Consider the following 22834-nt stretch of genomic DNA (forward strand, 5'->3'; position numbering starts at 1 on the left):
AGGAGGAAATAAGCATAAATTGGGAGGCGCTTCCAGAGGATGGTTTCGCCGTTTCGCCTTCCGCCTTGCACAATAACGGTATGATCGCAGAAGTTTGCTATTCCCTTGCGTCGGCAGGGCGGGCATAATGCGGGTAAGCCGCTGCAAGGCAGGGCATGCCGCCACGGCTCGAGTCGCGTCCAGTCGAAGGCGTGCTGAGTACCGGCACATACCGGCACAGCTCGAGTCGACAGCACGACGCCCACTGGACCACGGCGGCATAGTAGGTCGAGTCGATAGCGGATCGCGCGATAGACATGCCGACATGGGTCGAGTCGATACCGGATCGCGCATTAGACGTTCCGGGACTGGCGAGTCGGATGCGACGCGTACCGTGACCAGCCAGCAGTACGACTCGATGCCGCATGCCACGATTGAAGGCAAGGGGGAATGCAAGATGTACAGCAGACAAGAAATCTACGAGGCGTTGCCGATGACGCCGACACGACCGACAATGGTGGCGCGGCCGCCGGCCTTCCCGTACGGCGCGCCGCTGACGCGCGAGCGCCTGGCGGAGTTGAAGGACGCGGAGCATTTGCAGCCACTGCTGACGGAGATTCGCGTCGCCGCGCAGCAGGCGTCGCGCGCTGCGGTACCCGCGCTGCCGTATCGCCTGTTCCGCCTGTTCGAGCAGCAGGGGACACGGGCGGAATACGAGGCGCCGTACTTCGAGCGGCGCGGGCAGTTGCTGGTCTTGACGCTGCAGCTACTGCTTGAGCAAGACTGCGCGGCAGACAGTTACTCTCATGACGCCAACTTGGGCATGACCTATGCCGCTGCGCCAACGCCAGAGGCTCACACAAGTGCGGCAAGCTCTGATGCGCCATCGCCAGAGACGCACACAAGCGCGGCAAGCTCTGAGGCGCCAACGCCAGAGGCTCACACAAGTGCGGCAAGCTCTGATGCGCCATCGCCAGAGACGCACACAAGCGCGGCAAGCTCTGAGGCGCCATCGCCAGAGGCGCACACAAGCGCGGCAAGCTCTGAGGCGCCAACGCCAGAGACCGCAAGCGCGACGCCCCCGCCCACGTCTGCGTCGGCGGAGGCGCGCCAGCCATTGGAGGCGCTGGAGGATCTGCTCTGGGAGATCTGCAACGAATATACGTGGTGTCTGCCCGCCTGCCTGCCGGGCGATCTGGCGGCTTGCCTCGCCCACGAAGCGCCGCCGGAGCAAATGGTCGACCTTTTTGCAGCCGAGACGGCGCACGCGCTGGCCGAGACGCTGTGGCTGATCGGCGATCGCTTGTCTCCCTGGATCGTGCATCGGGTGCGCGGCGCGATCGAAGCGCGCGTCTTCCATCCGCTTTTCGAGCGGAAGGTGCGCTTCGCCTGGCGCACGCGCCGGGACAATTGGGCCGCCGTATGCGGCGGCGCCGTCGGCATGACGCTGCTGTTGCTGGAGCAGGACCGCGAACGGCTGGCCGACCGGATCGCCGATATGCTGGAGCCGCTGGCTTGCTTTTTGGAGGGCTACGGCGCAGACGGCGGCTGCGGCGAGGGCGTATCGTACTGGCAATACGGCTTTGGCTACTACGTCTACTTTGCCGATATGCTGGCCCAGCTCACCGCCGGCCGGCTCGATTTGCTGCGCCAAGGGGACCCGGCGCACCGCGACAAGATTCGGCGCATCGCAGCGTATCCGGCCGCGTCACAGTTCTCGGCGGGGCAATTCGTGCTGTACGCCGACGCCTGGCAGCTGTTGCTGCACCCCGGCTTGCTGTCGCGTCTCAAGGCCCGGCTCGGCACGGACGTCCCTTATCTGGCCGAAGTGCCGGACCTGCGGGCCGAGGATTGCTACCGCTGGCCGCATGTGACGCGCAATCTGCTGTGGACGGACCCTGGCTTGCTGGGCCGGCCGGTCCGGGACGGTCAATTTTATTTCGCGGACCTCGGCTATCTCGTGGCCAGGCGAGGCGGGCTCGCCTTCTCGGCCAAGGGCGGGCACAATGCGGAGCCGCATAATCACAACGACCTCGGCCAATTCATCCTGCACGTCGGCGGCGAGAGCCTGCTCGCCGATCCGGGCGGCGGCCCGTATACCCGCAACTACTTCGGTCCGGCGCGCTACACGCTGCTGCATCCCTCCTCCGAAGGACACTCGGTGCCGCTTGTCAACGGGCTGGCACAGCAGGACGGCCGCAGACACGCGGCTCGCGTGCTGCATCATATGCGACGAGCCGACGGCACACGATTCCAGCTCGAGCTTGCTTCAGCCTATGCAGACGATACACTGCGCAGCCTGGAGCGGGACTTCGTCTGGACATGGAGCGAGACCGGCGGCGCGACGCTCGTGCTGACCGACCGCTTCCGGTTCTCCAAGCATCCTCGCGAGCTCGAGGAACGCTTGATCAGTCTGCATGAGCCGCTCGGCGAGCCGGGCCATGTGACATGGCGGGGACGACGCGGCGAGGTCGCGTTGCATTATGACGCGCGGCAATTGGACCTGCAGACCGAAGCCGTGCAGACCGCCGACCATTCGGGCGCTCCGCTGACCGTCTACCGGACCCGATTGGCGGTCCGCCCCGAGGCGCTGGCGCGAGAGTTGACCTGCCGACTGTCGTTTCATTGCGCATTGCAGGCCCAAGGCGAAACGGCTGCCGCCGCCCTTTGACGGCGGCGCACGTATTCAAAAAACCAGTCGTAGCGCGGCTTTGCAAAATATCGGTACGTGTGCAGCATCGTGATATTTTGCAAAAAGCGGGCCTGATCAAAAAAATGGTACGTTCAGAAGTTTTTGCGGATTGTGGATTTGAAGCCGGCGCATTACGATAAGATCACTCGCCGGATTTGTAAACGCTATCAAGGGTGGCTGCGGTCGACAGGCCGGCGTGATACGGCTTGAAACAGAAAGGAGAGTGCGGCGTGAAGCATTCCATCTGGAAAGACTACGCCTCCCATAAGTACATGTTTTTGATGTTGCTTCCCGTCCTCGTCTATTTTGCGATTTTTCATTACGGACCGATGTACGGGGTCATCATCGCCTTCAAAGACTACAAAATTCTCGAAGGCACGCTCGGCAGTCCGTGGGCCGGACTGGACAATTTCAGAGAGCTGTTCGGCGGCTATGCGTTCGGCACGGTGCTGCGCAATACGCTGATTATCAACTTCTACAAGCTCGTATTCGGATTCTCGGCGCCGATCGTGCTGGCGCTGCTCATCAACGAGGTGTCGGTCGGCTGGTTCAAAAAGTCGGTGCAGACGATCAGCTATCTGCCCCATTTTTTGTCCTGGGTCGTGCTGGCGGGACTGGTCATCGAGTTCCTCTCGCCGAGCCGCGGCGCGGTCAACATGGCGCTGGCCTGGTTCGGCATCGATCCGATCTACTTCATCACCGAGCCGGGCTGGTTCCGCGCGATTCTCGTCAGTACGGATATCTGGCAGACCGTCGGCTTCTCGGCGATCATCTATCTGGCGGCGATCGCCGGCATCAACCCGGAGATGTACGAGGCGGCCGAGGTCGACGGCATCAGCCGGGTGCAGAAGATCTGGTATATCACGTTGCCGTCGATGGCGCCGGTCATCGTCATCATGCTGATTCTCAATTCCGGCGCGATCATCAACGACGACTTCGAGCAGGTGTTCAATTTGCTCAACGCCAAGGTAATGGAGGTCGGCGACGTGCTGTCCACCTACACCTACACGGAAGGGCTGCTGAAGATGAACTACAGCTATGCCGCGGCGGTCGGTCTGTTCAAAAACGTGGTGGCGCTCATTCTCGTGCTGACGGCCAATTATTTGGCCAGCAAGTTCAGCGACGAGACGATTTTTTGACGAAGGGGGTGCGACAATGGCTACCAAAATGAACTTCGGGGACCGGCTGTTCCTGATCGGCGTCTACGCGGCGCTGCTCGTGCTCGTCCTCTCGATGATGCTGCCGCTGCTGCAGGTGGTAACGATCTCGCTCAGTCCGCCCAAGGTTGTCAACAGCTACGGCTTCCACCTCTTCCCGACGGTGCTGGACTTCAGCGGCTATGCCAAGGTGCTGCGCTATGACGCGATCTGGACGGCCTACGGCAATACGGTGCTACGTACGCTGCTCGGCACGGCCATCACGCTGCTGCTGACCTTCCTCGGCGCGTATCCGCTGTCCAAGAAGCGGCTGCCGCATCGCAAGTTCTGGACCGGATTCGTCGTGCTGACGATGTTCTTCTCCGGCGGGATGATCCCGACCTACCTGCTCGTCAAGGGGCTCGGGCTGATGAATACGATCTGGGCGCTCGTGCTGCCGAGCGCGATCAGCGTGTTCCTGCTGCTCATCGTCCGCAACTTCATGATCGCGCTGCCGGAGAGTCTGGAGGAATCGGCCAAGATCGACGGTGCCAACGATGTGTTCATCTTGTTCCGCATCGTGCTGCCGCTGTCGCTGCCGATCATCGCCACGGTCGGCCTCTATACGGCGGTCTGGCACTGGAACGCGTGGTTCGACAGCATGATCTACATTCAGGAGGAGAGCAAGCAGGTACTGCAGCTGATTTTGCGCCGCATCCTGCTGGAAGGCCAGGACGTGTCGGTGGAGACGAGCGCCAGCATGCAGGCGGCGGTCAGCACCGAGACGGTCAAGATGGCGGCGCTCGTCGTCTCCGTGCTGCCGATCATGTGCGTCTATCCGTTCCTGCAGAAGTATTTCGTCAAGGGTACGCTGATCGGCTCGGTCAAGGGCTGATTGCGGCAATGCGCTTTCCCTGGGCGGGTATCCCGCCGCAGGATCATATATAATAGTTGGACAACGATGGAGGGGTAAACAAGATGAAAACGACGACGAAACGAATGGCCGCGCTGCTGGCCTGCATCATGCTGGTGACGCTGCTGGCCGCTTGCGCCGGCAACAATAATGCGCCCGAGAGCGGCAATGCCGGGAACACGGACGGCGCCGCCGGACAGACGAATAATGGCGACAATGCAGCCGTAGAAGAGCCGGAGGAGCCGGTCGTGCTCGAGTGGCTCGGCTACGATTCCTACGCGGAGCCGGATGCGGATTCGGCGGTCGTGCAGATGGTCGAGGAGAAGTTCAACGCCGAATTCGACTTCTGGTACGTCGACGCGCAGAAGTGGGACGACAACCTGAACGTCAAGCTGGCAGCCGGCGAAATGCCCGACGTGCTCAAAATTCCGAACCGGCAAAACATTGCCAAATATGTCGATCAGGGCATTCTCGCCCCGATTCCGAAGGAGAAGTTCGAAGAGCTGGCGCCGACCTATACGGCCTTCATCGACGAGAACTACCCCGAGGCGTGGGACGGCGTCATGTTCAACGGCGAAATCTACGCCATCCCGACGACGAATCTGAACGGCAGCTACCCGACCGTCGTCATCTGGCGGCAGGATTGGCTGGACAACGTCGGCATCGCCAAGGTGCCGGAGACCCTGGAAGAGTATGAGGAAGCGCTATATAAATTCCGCAACGACGATCCGGACGGCAACGGCCAGAAGGATACGTACGGGCTGTCCGACTTCGCGCTGCCGAACATTCTCGGCGCCTTCGGCTATCCGGGCATCTCGGACTTCAAGCAGGCGGCCAAGGGCGACCCGAGCAAGTCGCTGCAATTCACGGAAAAGGACGGTCAGCTCGTATTCGCCGCGGTCCAGCCAGAGATGAAGGAAGCGCTCGCGGTGCTGCAGCAATGGTACGCCGACGGCATCATCGATCCGGAATTCCTGACCTCGGAGAACACGACCGGCTACTGGGCGGATTCGCAAGCGTTCTATAATGGCAAAATCGGCCTCACCGGGATGGGCATGTTCTACCATTGGCGCCACGAGCTCGATCCGAGTCTGCCGGACGATGTCGGCGGCGGCCAATACAAGGCGTTCATGGACGCGCAGCCGGACGGCGAGCTCGCATTCGGCGTGCCCGCGGTCGGACCGGAAGGCAAATCCGGCACCCCGCAATGGGACACGACAAGCCATCCGGTGGCGATCACGACCAAGGCGGCGGAGGACCCGCGCAAGCTCGACACGGTGCTGCAGATGGTCGAAGCGGCGGTCACGGATTATGAATACTACCTGAGCGTCACCTCCGGCGAAGAGGGTGTGGACTGGAAGCTCGACGGCGATACCTTCGTCAATCTGAGCGCGGCCGATTCCGTAGCGGATCAGAACAAGAAGGGCAAAAACGTGCTCAGCGTCAAGGTATCCTACGATGAGTACTTGAAAAAGAAAGACCCGTTCATCTACGCATTCGGCGACAAGTATGCCAACATCAACGGCTACACGTCGATGTTCGTGCCGACGGTCGAGGTATTCGAAAAGAACTCTTCGGCGCTCAATAAGCTGACCATCGAGACGTACCTGAAGATCATCACGGGCGAATCGCCGGTCGATGCCTTCGACGCGTATACCGAGCAATTCATGCGCATCGGCGGCACCGAGGTGGAGGAAGCGGTCAACGCGGCGTACGACGAGCTGATGGGACGTTAACAGTGGTATAATCAGGTCCGGAACATAAAAAGGGGGGGCCTCGATTGAACTGGACGGGCGAGACGGGAAACCGGATATTCCGGCGGCTGCTGATCTTCAACCTGATCACGGTAATCGTCATTACCACCGTGCCGCTGCTGGTCTCCTACCGATACTTCAAGACGGCGTATGAAAGCGAAATCAACGGGCTGAACATGCAGACGGTCCGTCAGTTCCGTCAGGCGATCGACGAGCAGGTGCTGAAGACGATCGTCAACGTGCCCAATGTGTATCTCTCCGAGCTGGAGAGCAACGAGGCGCTGACGGTGCCGCTGACGCGGGACATCAGCCGCCAGTCCGCGGCCATCCTGCGGGTCAGCCGACGCATCGACGATATCAAAAACAGCATGCCGTTCGTCCATTCGATCGACCTGTATTATACGCGCAGCAATCTGCTGTTCCGCGATACCAACGTCTGCATGCTGAGCGAATCGGCCTGCGATCTGGGCGCCAGCGGCGATTGGCTGGAGCGCTTCCGGACCTCGGATCTGAATATTGAATGGCTCGGCGCGCGCCGGGCCGGCACGTACGATGCGGCCATAGTCGCATCGTACGTTCGCAGCATTCCCTACTTCGTGCCGCGCGACAAGCGACAGGCCGTCGTCGCGGTCAATGTCGACGTCAGTGCGCTCGGCGAGCTGCTGCGCGCGGTCAAGACGCCGGAGGAAGGTACGCTGCTGATCGTCGACGCCCGCGGCCGCGTCATTGCCGACAATCGGCTTGGCAATGGCGAAGCGGCAGGACAGACGCCGTCCTTTGCGCCGCAGCTGCCGCAAGCGGAGCAGGGCGAGACGGGGATGATCTACGACAAGCTGGACGGCCGCTCGCATGTCATCTCCTACGCGGCCTCGCAGTACAATAGCTGGCGCTATGTGTCGGTGACGTCGGTGGAGCATTTCTATGAGAAATCGAGGCAGCTCACGAGCTGGCTGGCCGCCATCGGCGCCGCCTTCCTGGGCGTCAATCTGCTCATCACGCTGCTGCTGACGCGGCAAGCGCACAAGCCGATCTCGTCGCGCATGGCCACCCTGCAGCAAAGCCTGGCGCGCCACCAGCCGATCGTCCGGCACAATGCCATCCTGGGCATGCTCAGCGGGGCCGCGATGGAAGGGCAGACGCCGGAGGGCGGCGATTCGGCGCAGGCGATCCGCTTCACGCATGAGCGGGTGCGCGCCTTCGTCGTGCAGCTGCGGCCCAGCTCGGGCGAGCGTCTGACGGAGGAGGAGCTGGCGGCTTGCTTCCACCTCATCGAGCAGCTCGAGGCGGGGCTCCCGGAGGCGGCGATCCATGCGATCAAGGACGAGCGGCACCGGATCCTCGGTATCCTCCATTATGACCCGGGGACGCCGCTGGAGCGGCTCACCGCAGCGCTCGACCGGCTCGTGCAGTCCAATCTGCCGCCCGGCAGCGTGCTCAGCCTCGGCGGCAGTCAGGACGCGGCCGCGGCCGGGGTGGCCGCCTCGTACCGCGAGGCGCGCCAGGCGCGGAGCTATGCGTTCCTCTATCCGGAGGCGACGGTGCTCGTGCATGAGGCGCTGCACGTCGAGACGCGCAGCGACAGCGGCAGCGCGGTCAAGGTGCTGGACGACATCGCCGCCTCGCTGCGCTCCGGAGACGGCGCGCGGCTGCGCGGGCTGATCGGCAGCGTGCTGGACGAGGCGCGCAGCGGCGCATACACGGTGCAATATTGCCGCAACATGCTGATGGACGTCGTCTCGACGATCCGCCGCACCGTCAAGAGCCTCGGCTTCAGCTCGAGCGAGCTGTTCGGCGGCGACATTCGGGAGCAGTTCAAGAGCATCCCGCACATCGACGCCTTCGAGCAATGGATCGAGGCGCAGACGGACCGGGTGCTGGACAGTCTGGAGGCGCGCAAGCAGCAGCTCGACCAAGCGTTCGCGGAGCGAGTGCTGACGTTCATCGGGGACAATCTGTTCAACCAGCTGTCGCTGGATCTGGTCGCCGATTACGCCAATGTCAGCCCGACGTATCTGAGCAAGATGTTCAAGGTGATGACCGGCAGCAACTTCTCTGAATACGTCACCGCGCTCAAGCTGGAGCAGGCGGCGCTGCTGCTGCGCGAGAAGCGGCTGTCGGTCCAGGATATCTCGGCCAAGATCGGCTACAATTCGACGCATCACTTCATTCGGCTCTTCAAGGAAAAGTACGGCAGCACGCCCAAGCAATATCAGAAGGCGCTGCCCGACCCGGAGACGCCGGAGGGCGAGGAGGATGCGGAGTAAGCGGCTCTAGAATAAGAAAACGCAGATCTCCTGCGACCAGGGAGGAATGAGTATGAGCAAGCTGCGCATCGTGACGGGCACGCTGATGCACGAGACGAATACGTTCAACCGCACGCCGACCACCTACGCCGACTTCCGCGCGATCGAGGGCGAGCGGCTGCTGGAGGAGACCTTCTGGGCGGACGGCAGCGAGGCGACGGGCGGCATCATCCATACGCTGCAGGCGGAGGGCGCGGAGATCGTGCCGACGCTACACGCACGGCCGTTCATCTCCGGCATCATCGCAGACGAGGCCTACGCGCAGGCGCGCGCGATCATCCTGGAGGCGGTCCGCGCAGCGGGTCCGGTGGACGGGGTGTGCCTGTGTCTGCACGGCTCGATGTATACCGAGGCGGTCCCGGATCCGGAGGGCGATCTGATGCACGAGGTGCGCGCGATCGTCGGCCCCGGCGTGCCGATCGTCTGCGCGCTCGACATGCACGCGACGGTGACGGAGGCGCTGCTGGCGAGCGTCAACGCCTTCACGCTGTTCCGCACGGCGCCGCATACGGACAACTACGACACCGGCGTGCGGGCCGCCGATCTGCTGCTCAAGATCATCCGGCAGCGGCTCGACGTCGTCACGGTATCGGCCAAGCTGCCGATGCTGGTCGGCGGCGAGCATTCGATGACGACGGTCTCGCCGATGAAGGACATGATCGCCGGCGTCTACGCAGCCTGCCGCAAGCCCGAGGTGCTGAATGCGGACTACGCGCTCGGCTTCCCGTGGGCGGATACGCCGCACCACAGCATCCGCACGCTCGTCAGCGGGGAGCGGCGGCATCTGGAGACGCTGACCGAGACCGCGCTCGAGCTGGCGGAGGCGTGGTGGCTCCGGCGGGCCGAGTTCGTCTATTCCGTGGAGGCGTATCCGCTCGATGAGGCGCTGGACGTCGCCTATGCCGCCGAGTCCGCCGCAGCGTCCGGTCCGGTCGTCGTCTCCGACACCGGGGACAATCCGACCGCCGGTGCGGCCTGCGACGCGACGCTCGTGCTGGAGCGGCTGCTGGGGCGCGGCGCCGGCGCCGCCCTGGTAGCGGTCGTCGCCGACCGCCGCGCCTATGCCGCGTGTCTAGCCGCCGGCGCCGGCGCGTCGATCGAGCTGGAGCTGGGGCGCAGCGGATCGGAAGACGAGCGCGGACCGGGGACGGGGGCTAATCGCGGTGCGGATGCACGGGAGGCGGAGCCGGCTCGCAACGGTCGAGATCGCGAACGGAACGTAGCGCAAGTGAACCGTGACGCCGGAGACGGCGCGGAGGACGCTGCAGCGGGTCGTCCGCTGCGCGTGACGGGGACGGTGCTCGCCGTGCGGGACGATCTGCAGGCGGCCGGTCGCGCTAGATCCGGCAGCAATGCGGCCGTGCTGCGAATCGGCAGCGTCGACGTCGTCATAGCGCAGGAGCGTATGGCCGTGACCGACCCTGCGTATCTCGTCCGGCTCGGCCTGCAGCCCGCCGATTATCGCGTGATCGTCGTCAAGAGCGGCTACCAGAGCCCGGCCTATCAGGAGCTGGCCTCGCGCAGCCTGTTCGCGCTCACGCCCGGTCAGACGCGCATCACGCTGACGGACATCGCGTACCGTCGTGCGCCGCGGCCGATCTATCCGCTCGATGCCGACACGTCGTGGCGGCGCGAGGACGAGCGCGCGCGGCTGAGACAGGCGCACGGGATCGGGCATGCCTGATCGGGGATGCTAGATCGGGAATGTCTGATCGGGAATGCCTTAGCCTTATCGGGGATGCCAGATCGGAATGCCTGATCAGGAACGCCTTATCGGGGATGTCAGATCGGGAATGTCTGATCAGGAACGCCTTATCGGGGATGCCTGACGCTTGAAGTTCTCTAACGGTCATGAGCGACGCTTAGCGATGTAAATGCGACAAAGTGAGCGGCTAACGGTCATGAGCGCCTCTTAGCGCACCAAAAACGCGATGGGATCCGGGTTTACCCTCGCTAAACGCTCCTGGTGTCCGTTAGCGCGGCAGAGTGCACGAAAAATGGCTGTAAGCGCCTGTGGTGTCCGTTAGAGCGTCACTGCTGTTAGAGCGTCGCTGCTGTTAGAGCGTCGCTGCTGTTAGAGCGTCGCTGCTGTTAGAGTGTCACTGCCATTAGAGTGTCGCTGCTCTGGTTGGTGCTTGTCCGTTCCGTTCAGATGTACGATACTCCAATTTGCAAGAAAAGAGGGATCACGATGGACAAATGCTTTTCCATTCCGCTGAAGCCGGCGGATTACAAAAGCTATGGCGCGTTGGTGACGCGGCGTACGCTGTCGCAGCTCAAGGCGCTGTACGTGGATCAGGCAGCTGTGGAGCGACTGCTCGAGGACGGCGATCCGACGGTGTACGAGGTGTACGAGCTGCCGTATCCGAACGACGAGACCGACTTGCTCGCCAACATTACGGTATTGCACCCGGGCCAGGTCGGGGACGAATTTTTTATGACCAAGGGCCATTTTCACGGCGAGCCGGATACGGCGGAGGCGGTCATCGGCATCGCCGGACGCGGCGAAATGCTGATCCAGCATCGCGGCGGCGAGCTGCGCAGCCTGCTCGTGGCGGAAGGCTACATCAGCTATTCGCCCGGCGGCTGGGGGCATCGGGTCATCAATTCAGGCGACGAGGAGCTGGTCTTTTTCGCAGTGAGCGGGGCCAACATTCGGCATGATTACGAGACGGCCGCGCGGCTGAACTTCAAGGCGCCGGAGCAAGCATAGCATTTCCTGTTCTAATGAAACGACTGTGGTGAAACTGGGCTGAAATTGGGCTGGAACTGTGGGACGGTTAGCTCGCACAAGTGGTCCGGCTCCCCCTCCTAGGTGCTCCGGCTCCCCCTCATTGTGTTACACGAAAGCGGAAACCAAACAATGTGGCGTGTGGCTGGGTTTGATCATCTTGTACATTCTTTACGGACTGCTCGGACTGTTCGGACTAGAGGCACTGTGGCTAATCCTTTATACCGCGGTGCTTCTTTTTTATAGCTAGAATCCGCTCCAAAGGCACAATCTAAGAAGGATAGACCACTGCCTATTCGACCAAGGACGTTCACAAGATTTTCTACTAGACTTTCCAGCGTGGTTGCAGGTATTCTTATCCTCGAGCAGGGTTCCTTTTTGGTAAAGTTGCCATCCCGAGAGTCTTATCTTGTTGTCTTTTGGATACTTCCAAACTAGGGTACATCATCGTCCTGGCAAGCTGACCTGCAAAAGTACAGTTCATTGAGCCGTGTTGAGGTTGGAGATCGGGATGAAATGTAAAAGTACAGTTATTTTAGCGAAAATCGGGGGCGTTTTGGCCCGCAGGGCGTATTTTAACTGTATTTTTGCAGTTCGGAGGCGAAAAAGCGGGCTTTTACGTTTTTTTAACTGCACGTTTACAGTTGGGCTTATGTGGTTCAGGTAGTGTCAGTGGTTCACGCTCGAAGGCTCGTGCATGCGACGCACTTGGTCCGTTACTGTTTAGCAGCCAATGGCAGCTGCGATTCTAGCGAGTGGCAGCTGCGATTTTAAAGTACACTTGAAGGGGTAAAATAAGAGGAGGTGTCCCGCGCGCAGGGTCCGGCGACATGACGGCGGTCGGATGACCACAACCGCGGCTGCAATGAGCATAGGCGAACTGACAATGCATAAACCAGACCTTGCATAAACCTGACAATGCTTGAAGAGGGGACGACATGATGGATAACCAACGAAGGAACCGAATCTTGCCGATAACGGTTACGCTCCTGCTGCTGACCATTCTCCAGCTCCTGACCGGCTGCAGCGGCTCGAAAGCAAGCGGGCCGGGCAATGGAGGCGCCGGGCAATCGCAGGCTGTGCCGCAGCCGACGGAGATGAGCCGGGTGATCGATTCCGTATATACGACCGAGCGCGCGCTGGCGCTGACCTTCAATGGCATGGGCGACGAGGAGCGGATGGATCGGCTGCTGCAAAAGCTCGACGACTACGGCATCAAGGCGAGCTTCTTCTTGCCGGGGATGCGCGTGGCGGAGGAGCCGGATATTGCGCGGCGCATCGCCGCGCACGGCCACGAGCTGGAGGCCGGCACGCTCAATCGGGAGGCGATCGAAGGCCTGAATTACGAGCAACTGGAGCGCGAGGTGCGGCTCGATCTGCAGGTGCTGCGCGAGCATACGGAGGCCGATCCGCGCTACGTCCGTTCGAGCTGGGGCGAGGTGTCGGACGCGCTGCGCTACGCCGCCGAGGCTGGCGGGCTGCGGGCGGTCGTCGGCCAGACGCTATTCTTGCACAACTGGCAGGAGGAGACGGAGGAGGAGCGGCGGACGCTCATTCGCAATTACGTCCAGCGCGGCGCCATCCTGGCGCTGGATACGGAGGAGAACGAGGACCTGCTCGCCAATGTCAAGCGGATCGCGGAAGCGGCAGAGGCAGTCGGTTATGCCTTCGTCACGCTCGAGGAACTGGACGCGAAGGGCGGCGCGCGCCTGGCAGGAGACGAGGTGCCGGGATACGACGCGGCGTTGCTTGATTCGGACGCTGGCGCGGGAGCGGACTATCGGCTGTGGCGGGGCGCAGCGCAGTCAGGCGACGACGCGGCGGAAATGACAAGCAGACATGCGACGGGACAGGCAGACGAGCAGGCAGAGAAGCAGGCAATAGCGCAAGCAGATGAACAAGCAGGGGGACGCGCAACGGACAATGCCGGCGCGGGTTCGGCCGCAGACCGCAGCGAGAATGGCGGAGCAAGCCGCGCGGTTGCGCTGACCTTCGACGATTGGGGCAGCGACGCGGCCATTACGCCGATCCTCGACGTGCTGGCGGAGTATGAGGTGCGGGCCTCCTTCTTCCTGCGCGCGGACGGCGTAGTGCGCAATCCGAATCTGGCGCGCGCGATCGCCGAGGCCGGGCACGATGTCGGCAATCACACCTACAGCCACCCGGTCATCACGGAGCTGACGACCCAGCAGCTGCAGCAGGAGATCGTGCAGGCGCACCGGATCATCGCCGAGGCGATCCAGCAGCCGCCGGCGATGCTGTTCCGCCCGCCTACGGGCGCGTTCGAGCCGGAGGACCTGGCCGCGATTGCCGCGACGGGCTATCGGGACATCGTCCTGTTCGACGTCGACCCGGAGGACTACAAGCGCGAGCGCACGGCGCAGCAGATTGTCGACGCTACGCTTGCCCAGGCCCAAGGCGGCAGTCTCGTGCTGCTGCATCTGCTGGACGGCACGCATACGGCCGATGCGCTGCCCGGCATCATCGAAGGGCTGCGCGCCCGCGGGTATGCGATCGAGCCGGTGTCGGCGCTGCTGGAAGGATATACGGACTAGACGTCGCAGCAGGCGTTGCATGAGAAGTGCGGTGAAAAAGTGCCAGAGTGGCCGAAAATGGGTTGGAGAAAAGCGTTGCTCGGCGATAGTCGCCGGGCAGCGCCTGTTGGCGCGCTCAGCCGCTTGAAGCGGACAGCCTTTACAAGACCTTCACGATACGTTGACATTCGCTTAATGCTGGCCTTCTACACTGAGACAGGGACAAGTACTGTCATCTGTAGGAGGGGAATCGATTGGACAAGATGAAGAAGCTGACGGGGGTACTCGCGCTGTCGATGGGACTGACGGCCTTGACGCCGCTGGCCGGGACTGCGGTAGCCGAGCCTGGGGACAACGCGTATGCCGGTACGGAGGAGCTGACGGTCACGAAGATCGCCGGATACGACACGGGCGCCGGTCTGGAGGAGTCGGGGGCGGAGATCGTCACGTACGATGCGGCGACAGGCAAGGTGTATCTGATCAACGGCGCGACCGCTTCAATCGAGATCGTCGATCTGGCCGGGCTGCAGCATGCCGTGCAGGGACAAGAGCTGAGCGTAGCCGAGTCGAATAAAATATCGATTGCCGCGCACAGCCCGGAGGAGCGGCCGGAGCTGTTCGGCGATGTGACGAGCGTCGTCGTGCATCCGACCGCGGACCTGATGGCCGCCGCGGTGCCGAATTCGGAGAAAACGGACAATGGCAGCGTCGTCTTCTTTACGAAGTCGGGCGAATTCCTCGATTACGTCGAGGTGGGCGCGCTGCCGGACATGATCACGCTGACGCCGGACGGCCGCACGTTCCTCGTCGCCAACGAGGGCGAGCCGAATGCCGACTATACGGTCGATCCGGAAGGCTCGGTCTCGATGATTACGTGGAGCGAGGCGGCGGGCGCATACAGCTTCGCGGCCAGCACGGCGAGCTTCGACGATCCGTCGATCGTGATCGATGACAATGTCCGGTACGCCTCGCTGCTCACCGGTTATGTCGAAGAGCCGACACCCGCGCAGTGGGCGGCCGACTTCGAACCGGAATTCATCGTTGTCGCAGAGAACGGCGCCAAGGCGTATGTCGCGCTGCAGGAATCCAACGCGATCGCCGTGCTCGATGTGGCGGAGGGCAGGTTCACGAATGTCCACGGGCTCGGGTACAAAAACCATATGCTGCCGGGGAATGGCCTGGATCCCTCCGACCGCGATCCCGAGGACGATCCGCAGATCAACATCGCCAATTATCCGGTGCTCGGCATGTACATGCCGGACGGCATCGCGCTGAAGACGATCAACGGCCGCGCGTACCTGTTCACGGCCAACGAAGGCGACTCGCGCGCCTACGGCCCGGACGAGGAGATCGCAGACGAGCTGCGCTTCAAGGACATGATGAGCGACGAAGGACCGGAGGACGGCTTCGTGATCGCGCTGGATGCGGCCAACTACCCGGGTACGACGCAGGAAGAGCTGGACGCACTTGATCTGGCCGCACTGTCCGAGGACGAGTACCTCGGGCGGCTGACGATCACCAATTCCGTATCGGACAGCGTGTATACCGAGGGCGGCACGACCTATGTGAGCGGCTTGTACGCCTATGGCGCTCGGTCGTTCTCGATCTGGGACGTCGAGCAGCTCGGGACGGATCAGCAGCAGGTGTATGACAGCGGCGACGGCTTCGAGCAGATTGTCGCGCAAGTGATGCCGGACCTGTTCAACAGCGACCATGCCGAGAATGAAAAGGACAATCGCAGCGACAACAAAGGACCGGAGCCGGAATATGTCGAGCTGGGCGAAATCGACGGGGAGCTCTATGCATTCGTCGGGCTGGAGCGCCAGAGCGGCATCATGGTCTACAATGTCACGAATCCGGAGGCGCCGGCGTTCGTGACATACTACAATCTGCGTGACGTGAACGAAAGCGGCGCAGGCGATCTCGGCCCGGAAGGACTGGACTTCATCCCGGCCGAGCAGAGCCCGACCGGCGAAGCGCTGCTGCTGGCCGGCAATGAGGTGTCCGGCACACTGGCCGTGATGGAGATCGTCAAGGATGCGCCGTCCTTCGCGGTGACGGGCATCGCCGATGAAGCCCACTATGCCGTGACGCGCGAGCAGGGCAAGGTGCAGATGACGGTCAACGAAGACGTGAGCGGTCTGGTGACGTTCGGCGCATCGGTATCGGCGATCGCCGGACATGAAGGCAACGAGACGGTCGTCTTCACGCTGCGGCGCGGCGGCGAGCAGCTCGCATTGAGCGCGGTGCGCGGCGATCTGGACAGCGGCACGCTGACGCCGCAGGCGCAGTTCAACGTGCAAGCGGGCGATGTCGTCGAGGTGTATGTCGTGGACGAGCTGACGAATGATCCGGAGCGTCAGCCGGTCGTACTGCAATAATGGCGGACGGGGTGGTAACGATGAAAAAATGGATGGCAGGCATGACGGCAGCGGTCGTACTGGCCGCTGCCCCCGCCGCCGGAGCGGTATGGAGCGGTCCGGCAGGCACGCTGTCCGCGGCTGCAATGCACACGCTGGCGCTCGATCGCAGCGCGGTGGAGCACGGCGATGAGGTGACGGCAACCGGACAGTTCGCGGCGGGCGAGTGGGTCTCGCTGCGCGTCATTGACAGCGCGGGGGCGGTCGTCGTGTTCGACGGCGTGCGCGCGGACGCGGATGGTATGTACAGCTTCGCCTTCGTCGTGCCGGAAACGGCGGCGGACGGCGAGCTGACGGTGTATACCGGCTCGGGTGAGCAATCGGAGAGCGCGGCGCTGGAGCTGGAGGAGGATGCAGGCAGCGGCGGCGGTGATGACGATGAGGATGACGAAGGCAATGGCGGCAGTGGAAATGACGATGAAGACGACGAAGGCAGTGGCGGCAGTGGCGGATACGTGCCGCCTGCTACTGGCGGAAGCACAATCGGAGCCGGTGCGATTAGGGTGCGACCGATTGTAAGCGCGGATGCGGACGGACGACAACAGGCGACCGCGCGCATTACGACCGCCCAGATCCGACAAGCGCTGCGGGAACATCAAGGCACGCTGAAGATCACGGTCGACGCCGGAGATGCAGAGGCGGTCACAGTCGATCTGGAGCCGGCCGCGCTGCGCGAGCTGCTGGCAGCCGAAGGCGTCGAGCGGCTGGAGATCGTCACGGCGCTTGGCAGCTATCGGCTGCCGCTGGAGCTGGCCGGACAGCTGGAATCGGAGCAGGACGCCGCGCTCGTCATGACGATCGGGCTGACGGACGAAGAGACGGCCAAGGACGCACAGGCTGCGGCAGCAGCTCAGGAGCTGGAGCTGATTGGGCAGCCGGTTGAGTTCGAGGTATACGGCGAAGCCGGCGATGAGCGCATCATGCTGGACTATGGCAATACGTATGTCGAGCGTGCGTTGCCGACGACGGGTATCGACGGCGCTGCGTCGTCCGTGATGACGGGGGAACTGACGGGTGTGCTGTACGATCCGGCTACGGGCGAGCTTCGCTTCGTGCCGTCGCTGTTCGAGGCCGAGGAAGGGATGGCGCTGCTGAAGCGCAACGGCAACAGCGTCTACGCGGTGATCGGCCATGCGGAGTCGTTCGCCGATCTCGCTCCGGGCTACTGGGCCAAGGCGGATGTCGAACTGCTCGCTTCGAAGCTGGTCGTGAACGGTGTGGCCGAGCATCGCTTCGCGCCGGGGGCCGACGTGACGCGTGCGGAATTCGCCGCACTGGCGGTGCGCGCGCTCGCGCTGGCAGAAGAAGGTCCGGCAGCATTCGACGACGTCGCGGCTGACCGCTGGTACTCGGATGTCGTGAGTGCCGCAGCCGAGGCCGGTCTGGTCGAGGGCTACGGCGACGGCCTGTTCGGCCCCGAGCGGCCGGTGACGCGCCAGGAGCTGGCAGTCATGATGGACCGGGCGCTGGACTATGCGGGCGCTGGCGCGGATGAAGCGGAGATTCATGCCCATGCAGCCGAAGACGCAACCGACAACATTACGGATAAGGCAACCGAAGCAACTGCGGCCGCGAGCTTGGCGGCGCATTCGCTAGGCGGCTTCGCCGATGCCGGGACGATTCCGGGATGGGCGCAGGAGGCGGTCGCCGACATGGCGGCGCGCGGCATCATCGAAGGCCGTCCGGACGGCCGCTTCGACGGCGCGGCGCAAGCGACCCGCGCCGAGGCGGCGGTCATGCTGAAGCGTCTGCTGGAGGAAGCGGGGTTCATCGATCCGAGTTGACGACGGCCTTCGGCGCAGGCTCTCGGAACGATCGAAATATGAATAGGCAGCATCTAGGATAACGGTGCCGGGGATTCTTATCCCAGCACCGTTATTTGCGTGCAATACGTTTAACAAACGGCGAAGGGAATAGCAAGGTTCCATGCTTGCGAAAATATGAACCCTCCGCTGCTACGGTCTGCCGTGAGGCGAGAAATCGGAATGTCTATTATAATGACATTTAAAAGAACAGCGAGAGGGTTGGGGAGATGACGCAATCGGCGCCGCAAGCAAGCAAGCAACGTATTAATGTATTCGGGCAGTTTTTCGCCAGTTTCCTGGGGCTGATCATGCTGCCGTCCATATTGGCCAGCTCATTTACGTATTTTTACGTGGTGGGACTCGTGGAGCGGGAAATGGAGCAGGCCAGCGACACGGTCGTCGGACATTTTGCCGCTCGGACGGACGAATTGATGGAAGCGCTTCAAAATCATATGATTGCGCAGCTTGGAAAATCCGAGCTGCCCCGGTTGCTGCTCGATTTGGAGGGGCAAGGCGACCCCGAGAACCGCATTGACTTGCTCAAGTCGCTGACCGATCAGGTATCGGAGAGCGCGCCTTATCAGTCCTTGGCCAAGGACGCCTATCTTTATTTGGCCAACCACGACATAGTAATCAGCAGTGCCGGCCACTTTAGCAAAGCGGTATTTTTTAATTATTTCAATGATATTGAAGGCTATTCGGCGGAAACGATCGATGCCTTGTTCAACGGAAAAAAAATGATGGCGTTGTCGAATCCGCAAACGATTTCGCTGAGGGATTTATATACGGGCGCAGAACGGAGCGCGGGCCGCTACATCAGCGCCACAATCAGCTACCCGTTCAATTCACGGAAGCCCGAAGCGTACCTGGTCATGAATATCGACGCGGAGCAACTGCGTCAGCAGATTCATATCGATGCCAGCAATAACGCCTTCGAGGCGGCGCTGGTGAATTACGCCGGGCAAGTGCTGGCCTATACCGGTCAAGGGGAAATCGACGGACAAGTTTTGCTTCGGGCGACGAATTCGGAGGAGTCGGAGCAGCCGCGGATTGCAGCCGGTCATCGCAATTGGCGGATGCTCAGCTATTACTCGGGTCAGTTCGACTGGGTGTATGTCGGCTTGGCCGACGAGAGGGAATTGCTGCGTCCGGGAATCTTGATTCAGCGGGCCAGTGCGCTGCTGCTGGGCTTCTTGCTGCTAGTCGGCGTCGGCTTGTCCTATTTGCTCAGCAAAAAGCTGTATCGCCCGATTCGCGACATCAAGCGTCAACTGGAGCCGCGCGCCAAGCCAAGGCGGGAAGCCGCAGGCAATGAATTCGACCTGATCAAAGAATGGTCGCGGACGCTTGTAACGGAGCATCGGGAGATGGCCGAGCTGATTGAAGGCATCTCGCCGGTCATGCACGAGTATTTTCTAAGCAAGGTGCTGCTCGGCGAGTTTCGAGATGGACTGTCGGTCGAATATTACGCAAGGGAGGTTGGCTTCGATACGGCGTTTGCGGATACATTGGCTGTACTGTGCATCGAGCTCCGCTACCGGGGCGATCCCGAGCGTCCTTTGACGGAGACGGATAAAACCTTTTTGATGACCGAGCTCAAGCATCGTATCGAACGGCGACTCGAAGGGCAAGTGTGGTTATGCGAAATTCGCAAGGAGCTGCTCGCTTGCGTAATCGCCTTGCCGCAGGAGATGGAGACGGTGGCAGTCGATGTGAGGGTAGGCGCCGTGATGGATATTCTCTCGCAACAACGCGCCAATTATCGTGCTGCTGCCGCACTGGGCTGCTCCGTAGCGGCTGTCTCCGAACTGCACCGTTCCTATCGGCACGCGCTCAGCAAGTTAAAGTATCAGCGTTTTGACGAAGCGGTGCAGCTCTGCGAGGAACTGGACGAACCGCGCGGCATCGACGGTTTTTTGCCAGCCGGGCAAGTCAAGCAATTTTTGAACCTGTACAAATCGGGGAGCTTCCAGAGCATGGTCGACCATGTGAACGAATGGCTGGACGAGGCCAGGGCGGGCGGCGCTACGGCCGATATCGTGCGTCAACGAAGCACGGATATTCTGAACACCTGGTTGCGAGCGGTGTCCGCCGATGGCAACCACGAATTCAGCATCGAGCAGTACGCTTCCCTGTTCCGCCGTCTTCATGACAGTGCGACGTGGGACGAGCTGCGCCTTTTTTTCCGGGATGCGGCGGCAGAGCTGTTCAAGCGGGAGCATCTGGAGGACAAGCACGGCCGATTCGATCAAGTAGCCGACTACATTCGCACGCATTACGGATCGGATCTGACGATCGAACAATTGGCTGGACAGATGGGCATGTCGATCGGCCATTTCAGCCGCAGCTTCAAAGAAGAGATGGGGGAGAAATACATTGATTACGTGACCCGGTGCCGAATTGAGGCCGCTAAGCAACTATTACTGGAGACGGATATGAAGCTTGACGAGATTGCGGTGAGGATTGGGTATTGGGGACGGAATCCGTTTATCAAGATGTTTCGAAAATATGCGGGCGTCACGCCCGGCAAGTATCGGGAGGCGCATAAGTCGAGCTGAGCAAAAAAAAGCCCGCATCCCCCGCTGCTCACAGCTTTGCACGATCGCAAGCACCGATTCTTGTTGTTGTCCGTTCATCAAAATACGATGCTTTACCTCCGCCGAACCGCCGAGTACGATAGAACGGCAGCGCGGAACCGCAGGAGCGTAAAGCCCCGCGCCTGCAATACAAGAGAAAGGGGGAACCTGCTGTGCCTGTACAATTATTCGAGCGCCTGCGCAAGTTCAAGGTCTATTATCTGCTGCTGCTGCCCGGCATCGTTTACTACATTGTGTTTAAGTATGTGCCGATGTACGGCGTGCTCATCGGCTTTCAGAACTACTCGCCGGCCAGGGGCATTTGGGGCAGCGACTGGGTGGGACTCAAGCATTTTATCACGTTCTTCTACGAAACGCCGGATTCATGGAAGTTAATCCGAAATACGTTGTTGCTGAACGTTTACGAGATGCTGTTTTATTTTCCCGCGCCGATTGTGCTGGCCATTTTGCTCCATGAGCTGAAGCATGTCCTGTTCCGCAGGGTCGTTCAAACGATCAGCTATATGCCTCATTTTTTGTCTACGGTCGTCATCGTCGGCATGACGGTCACATTTTTGTCGCCGCAATCGGGCATCGTCAACCACTTGCTGGATGCGCTCGGCTTTGATCGGATCATGTTCCTGGGCGATCCCGGCTGGTTTCGAACCATTTATGTCGGCTCGGAAATTTGGCAAAAACTAGGATGGGGAACAATTCTTTATTTGGCGGCGATTGCCGGCGTCGACCCGACCTTGTACGAGGCGGCGCGGATCGATGGCGCCAACCGCTTCCAGCAGATTCGGCATGTGACCCTTGTCGGCATGGTGCCGGTCATCATCATTTTGTTTGTGCTGAACCTGGGCAGTATGATGGAAGTGGGTTACCAGAAAATTATTTTGCTGTACAATCCGTTTATTTATGAGACGGCTGACGTCATCAATACGTTCGTATACCGGCGAGGCATTCTTGGCGCGAATTTCAGCTTTGCTGCCGCCGTCGGGCTGTTTCAATCCTTGTTCGGCTTTGTGCTCGTCTTGTTGGCGAACCGGGCGGCGCGCAAATATTCGGACACCAGTCTGTGGTAGAAAGGAACCCGATTCTATGAAAACGAGCATGGGCTCCCGCCTGTTCGACATTGGCAACGTGCTGCTGATGCTTGTTCTAATCGCGGTCACGTTGTACCCGATGCTGTATGTATTCTCGGCCTCGGTCAGCAATCCCGGCCTCGTCTCCAGCGGCCAGGTCAAGCTGCTGCCGCAGGGCTGGACCTGGATCGCCTACGACCGTATTCTGAGCCGGTCCGATCTGTGGATCAGCTATTGGAATACAATCCGGTACACGGCGCTGCAGACGGCGTTGACGCTGACCGCGACTTGCATGATGGCTTATCCGCTGGCGAAGCGGGAGCTGCCGGGGCGACGCTTTATTTTAATGGCGACGGCCTTCACGCTGCTGTTCAGCGGCGGACTGATCCCGACCTTCCTGGTCGTGGAGCAGCTCGGCATGCTCAATACGGTCTGGTCGATGGTGCTGCCGTCGCTGATCAGTACCTGGTACCTGTTTATTATGCGCACCTTCTTCGAGGCGCTTCCCAGAGAGCTCGAGGATGCCGCTACGATGGACGGCTGCGGCCCGCTGGGCATATTATTCCGAATCGTGCTGCCGTTGTCGTTGCCGGTGATGATGACGATCGGCTTGTTTACGGCCGTCACCCAATGGAATTCGTTTTTTGACGCGGTGCTGTATTTGCGTGAGCGAGAGATGTATCCGCTTCAAATATTGCTTCGAACCATTGTCATTTCCGATTCGACGGCCGATACGTACGTCGAGGACGGGGGTACCTTTGTGGAGACGGTCAAATACGCCGTCATCGTGATTGCGACGCTGCCGATTTTATGCGTCTATCCGTTTATCCAGAAATATTTTGTCCAGGGCAGCATGATTGGCGGAATCAAAGGATAGACGCTGCCGAAGATATTCAAATCAGGGGG

13 protein-coding genes are annotated in these 22834 nt (G+C 61.2%); all 13 read left to right on the forward strand.

All coding sequences use genetic code 11. From position 1 onward, the window contains the following. Positions 1 to 436: 436 nt before the first annotated feature. The 13 genes from IDH44_RS19710 to IDH44_RS19770 all read left to right on the forward strand — a co-directional run bounded on the left by IDH44_RS19710 (position 437) and on the right by IDH44_RS19770 (position 22805). The gene (locus IDH44_RS19710) at positions 437 to 2650 is read left to right on the forward strand and encodes a heparinase II/III domain-containing protein (protein ID WP_190920545.1); all 2214 of its coding nucleotides are present in this window, start codon (positions 437 to 439) and stop codon (positions 2648 to 2650) included. A 251-nt stretch (positions 2651 to 2901) separates the two neighbouring features. Next, complete coding sequence (locus IDH44_RS19715) at positions 2902 to 3810, forward strand: ABC transporter permease (protein ID WP_317890222.1); 909 nt, start codon at positions 2902 to 2904, stop codon at positions 3808 to 3810. 16 nt (positions 3811 to 3826) lie between these two features. Then, positions 3827 to 4702 carry a carbohydrate ABC transporter permease gene (locus IDH44_RS19720; RefSeq protein ID WP_190920546.1) on the forward strand — a complete coding sequence of 292 codons (876 nt, stop codon included), beginning with the start codon at positions 3827 to 3829 and terminating at the stop codon, positions 4700 to 4702. 83 nt (positions 4703 to 4785) lie between these two features. Continuing rightward, entirely contained in the window at positions 4786 to 6456 is a 1671-nt protein-coding gene (locus IDH44_RS19725; RefSeq protein ID WP_190920547.1) for an extracellular solute-binding protein, read from the forward strand. A gap of 44 nt (positions 6457 to 6500) precedes the next feature. Next, positions 6501 to 8738, forward strand: coding sequence for an AraC family transcriptional regulator (locus IDH44_RS19730; RefSeq protein ID WP_190920548.1), 2238 nt, complete (start codon positions 6501 to 6503; stop codon positions 8736 to 8738). 52 nt (positions 8739 to 8790) lie between these two features. Next, on the forward strand, positions 8791 to 10461 hold the full coding sequence (locus IDH44_RS19735; RefSeq protein ID WP_190920549.1) for a M81 family metallopeptidase: 1671 nt from the start codon (positions 8791 to 8793) through the stop codon (positions 10459 to 10461). A gap of 507 nt (positions 10462 to 10968) precedes the next feature. Continuing rightward, positions 10969 to 11490 carry a glucose-6-phosphate isomerase family protein gene (locus IDH44_RS19740; protein ID WP_190920550.1) on the forward strand — a complete coding sequence of 174 codons (522 nt, stop codon included), beginning with the start codon at positions 10969 to 10971 and terminating at the stop codon, positions 11488 to 11490. Positions 11491 to 12446: 956 nt separating this feature from the next. Beyond that, complete coding sequence (locus tag IDH44_RS19745; protein WP_190920551.1) at positions 12447 to 14063, forward strand: polysaccharide deacetylase family protein; 1617 nt, start codon at positions 12447 to 12449, stop codon at positions 14061 to 14063. A gap of 242 nt (positions 14064 to 14305) precedes the next feature. Beyond that, the gene (locus IDH44_RS19750; RefSeq protein ID WP_190920583.1) at positions 14306 to 16423 is read left to right on the forward strand and encodes a choice-of-anchor I family protein; all 2118 of its coding nucleotides are present in this window, start codon (positions 14306 to 14308) and stop codon (positions 16421 to 16423) included. 20 nt (positions 16424 to 16443) lie between these two features. After that, positions 16444 to 18246, forward strand: a complete 1803-nt coding sequence (locus IDH44_RS19755) for an S-layer homology domain-containing protein (protein ID WP_190920552.1) — start codon at positions 16444 to 16446, stop codon at positions 18244 to 18246. A gap of 248 nt (positions 18247 to 18494) precedes the next feature. Beyond that, complete coding sequence (locus IDH44_RS19760) at positions 18495 to 20825, forward strand: helix-turn-helix domain-containing protein (RefSeq protein ID WP_190920553.1); 2331 nt, start codon at positions 18495 to 18497, stop codon at positions 20823 to 20825. Positions 20826 to 21016: 191 nt separating this feature from the next. Continuing rightward, positions 21017 to 21928, forward strand: coding sequence for an ABC transporter permease (locus IDH44_RS19765; RefSeq protein ID WP_317890223.1), 912 nt, complete (start codon positions 21017 to 21019; stop codon positions 21926 to 21928). A gap of 16 nt (positions 21929 to 21944) precedes the next feature. Beyond that, positions 21945 to 22805: a carbohydrate ABC transporter permease gene (locus IDH44_RS19770; RefSeq protein WP_190920554.1), complete on the forward strand. Its 861-nt coding sequence runs from the start codon at positions 21945 to 21947 to the stop codon at positions 22803 to 22805. Positions 22806 to 22834: the final 29 nt, after the last annotated feature.

The organism is Paenibacillus sabuli, from assembly GCF_014705605.1.
Taxonomy (GTDB): Bacteria; Bacillota; Bacilli; order Paenibacillales; family Paenibacillaceae; genus Paenibacillus_D; species Paenibacillus_D sabuli.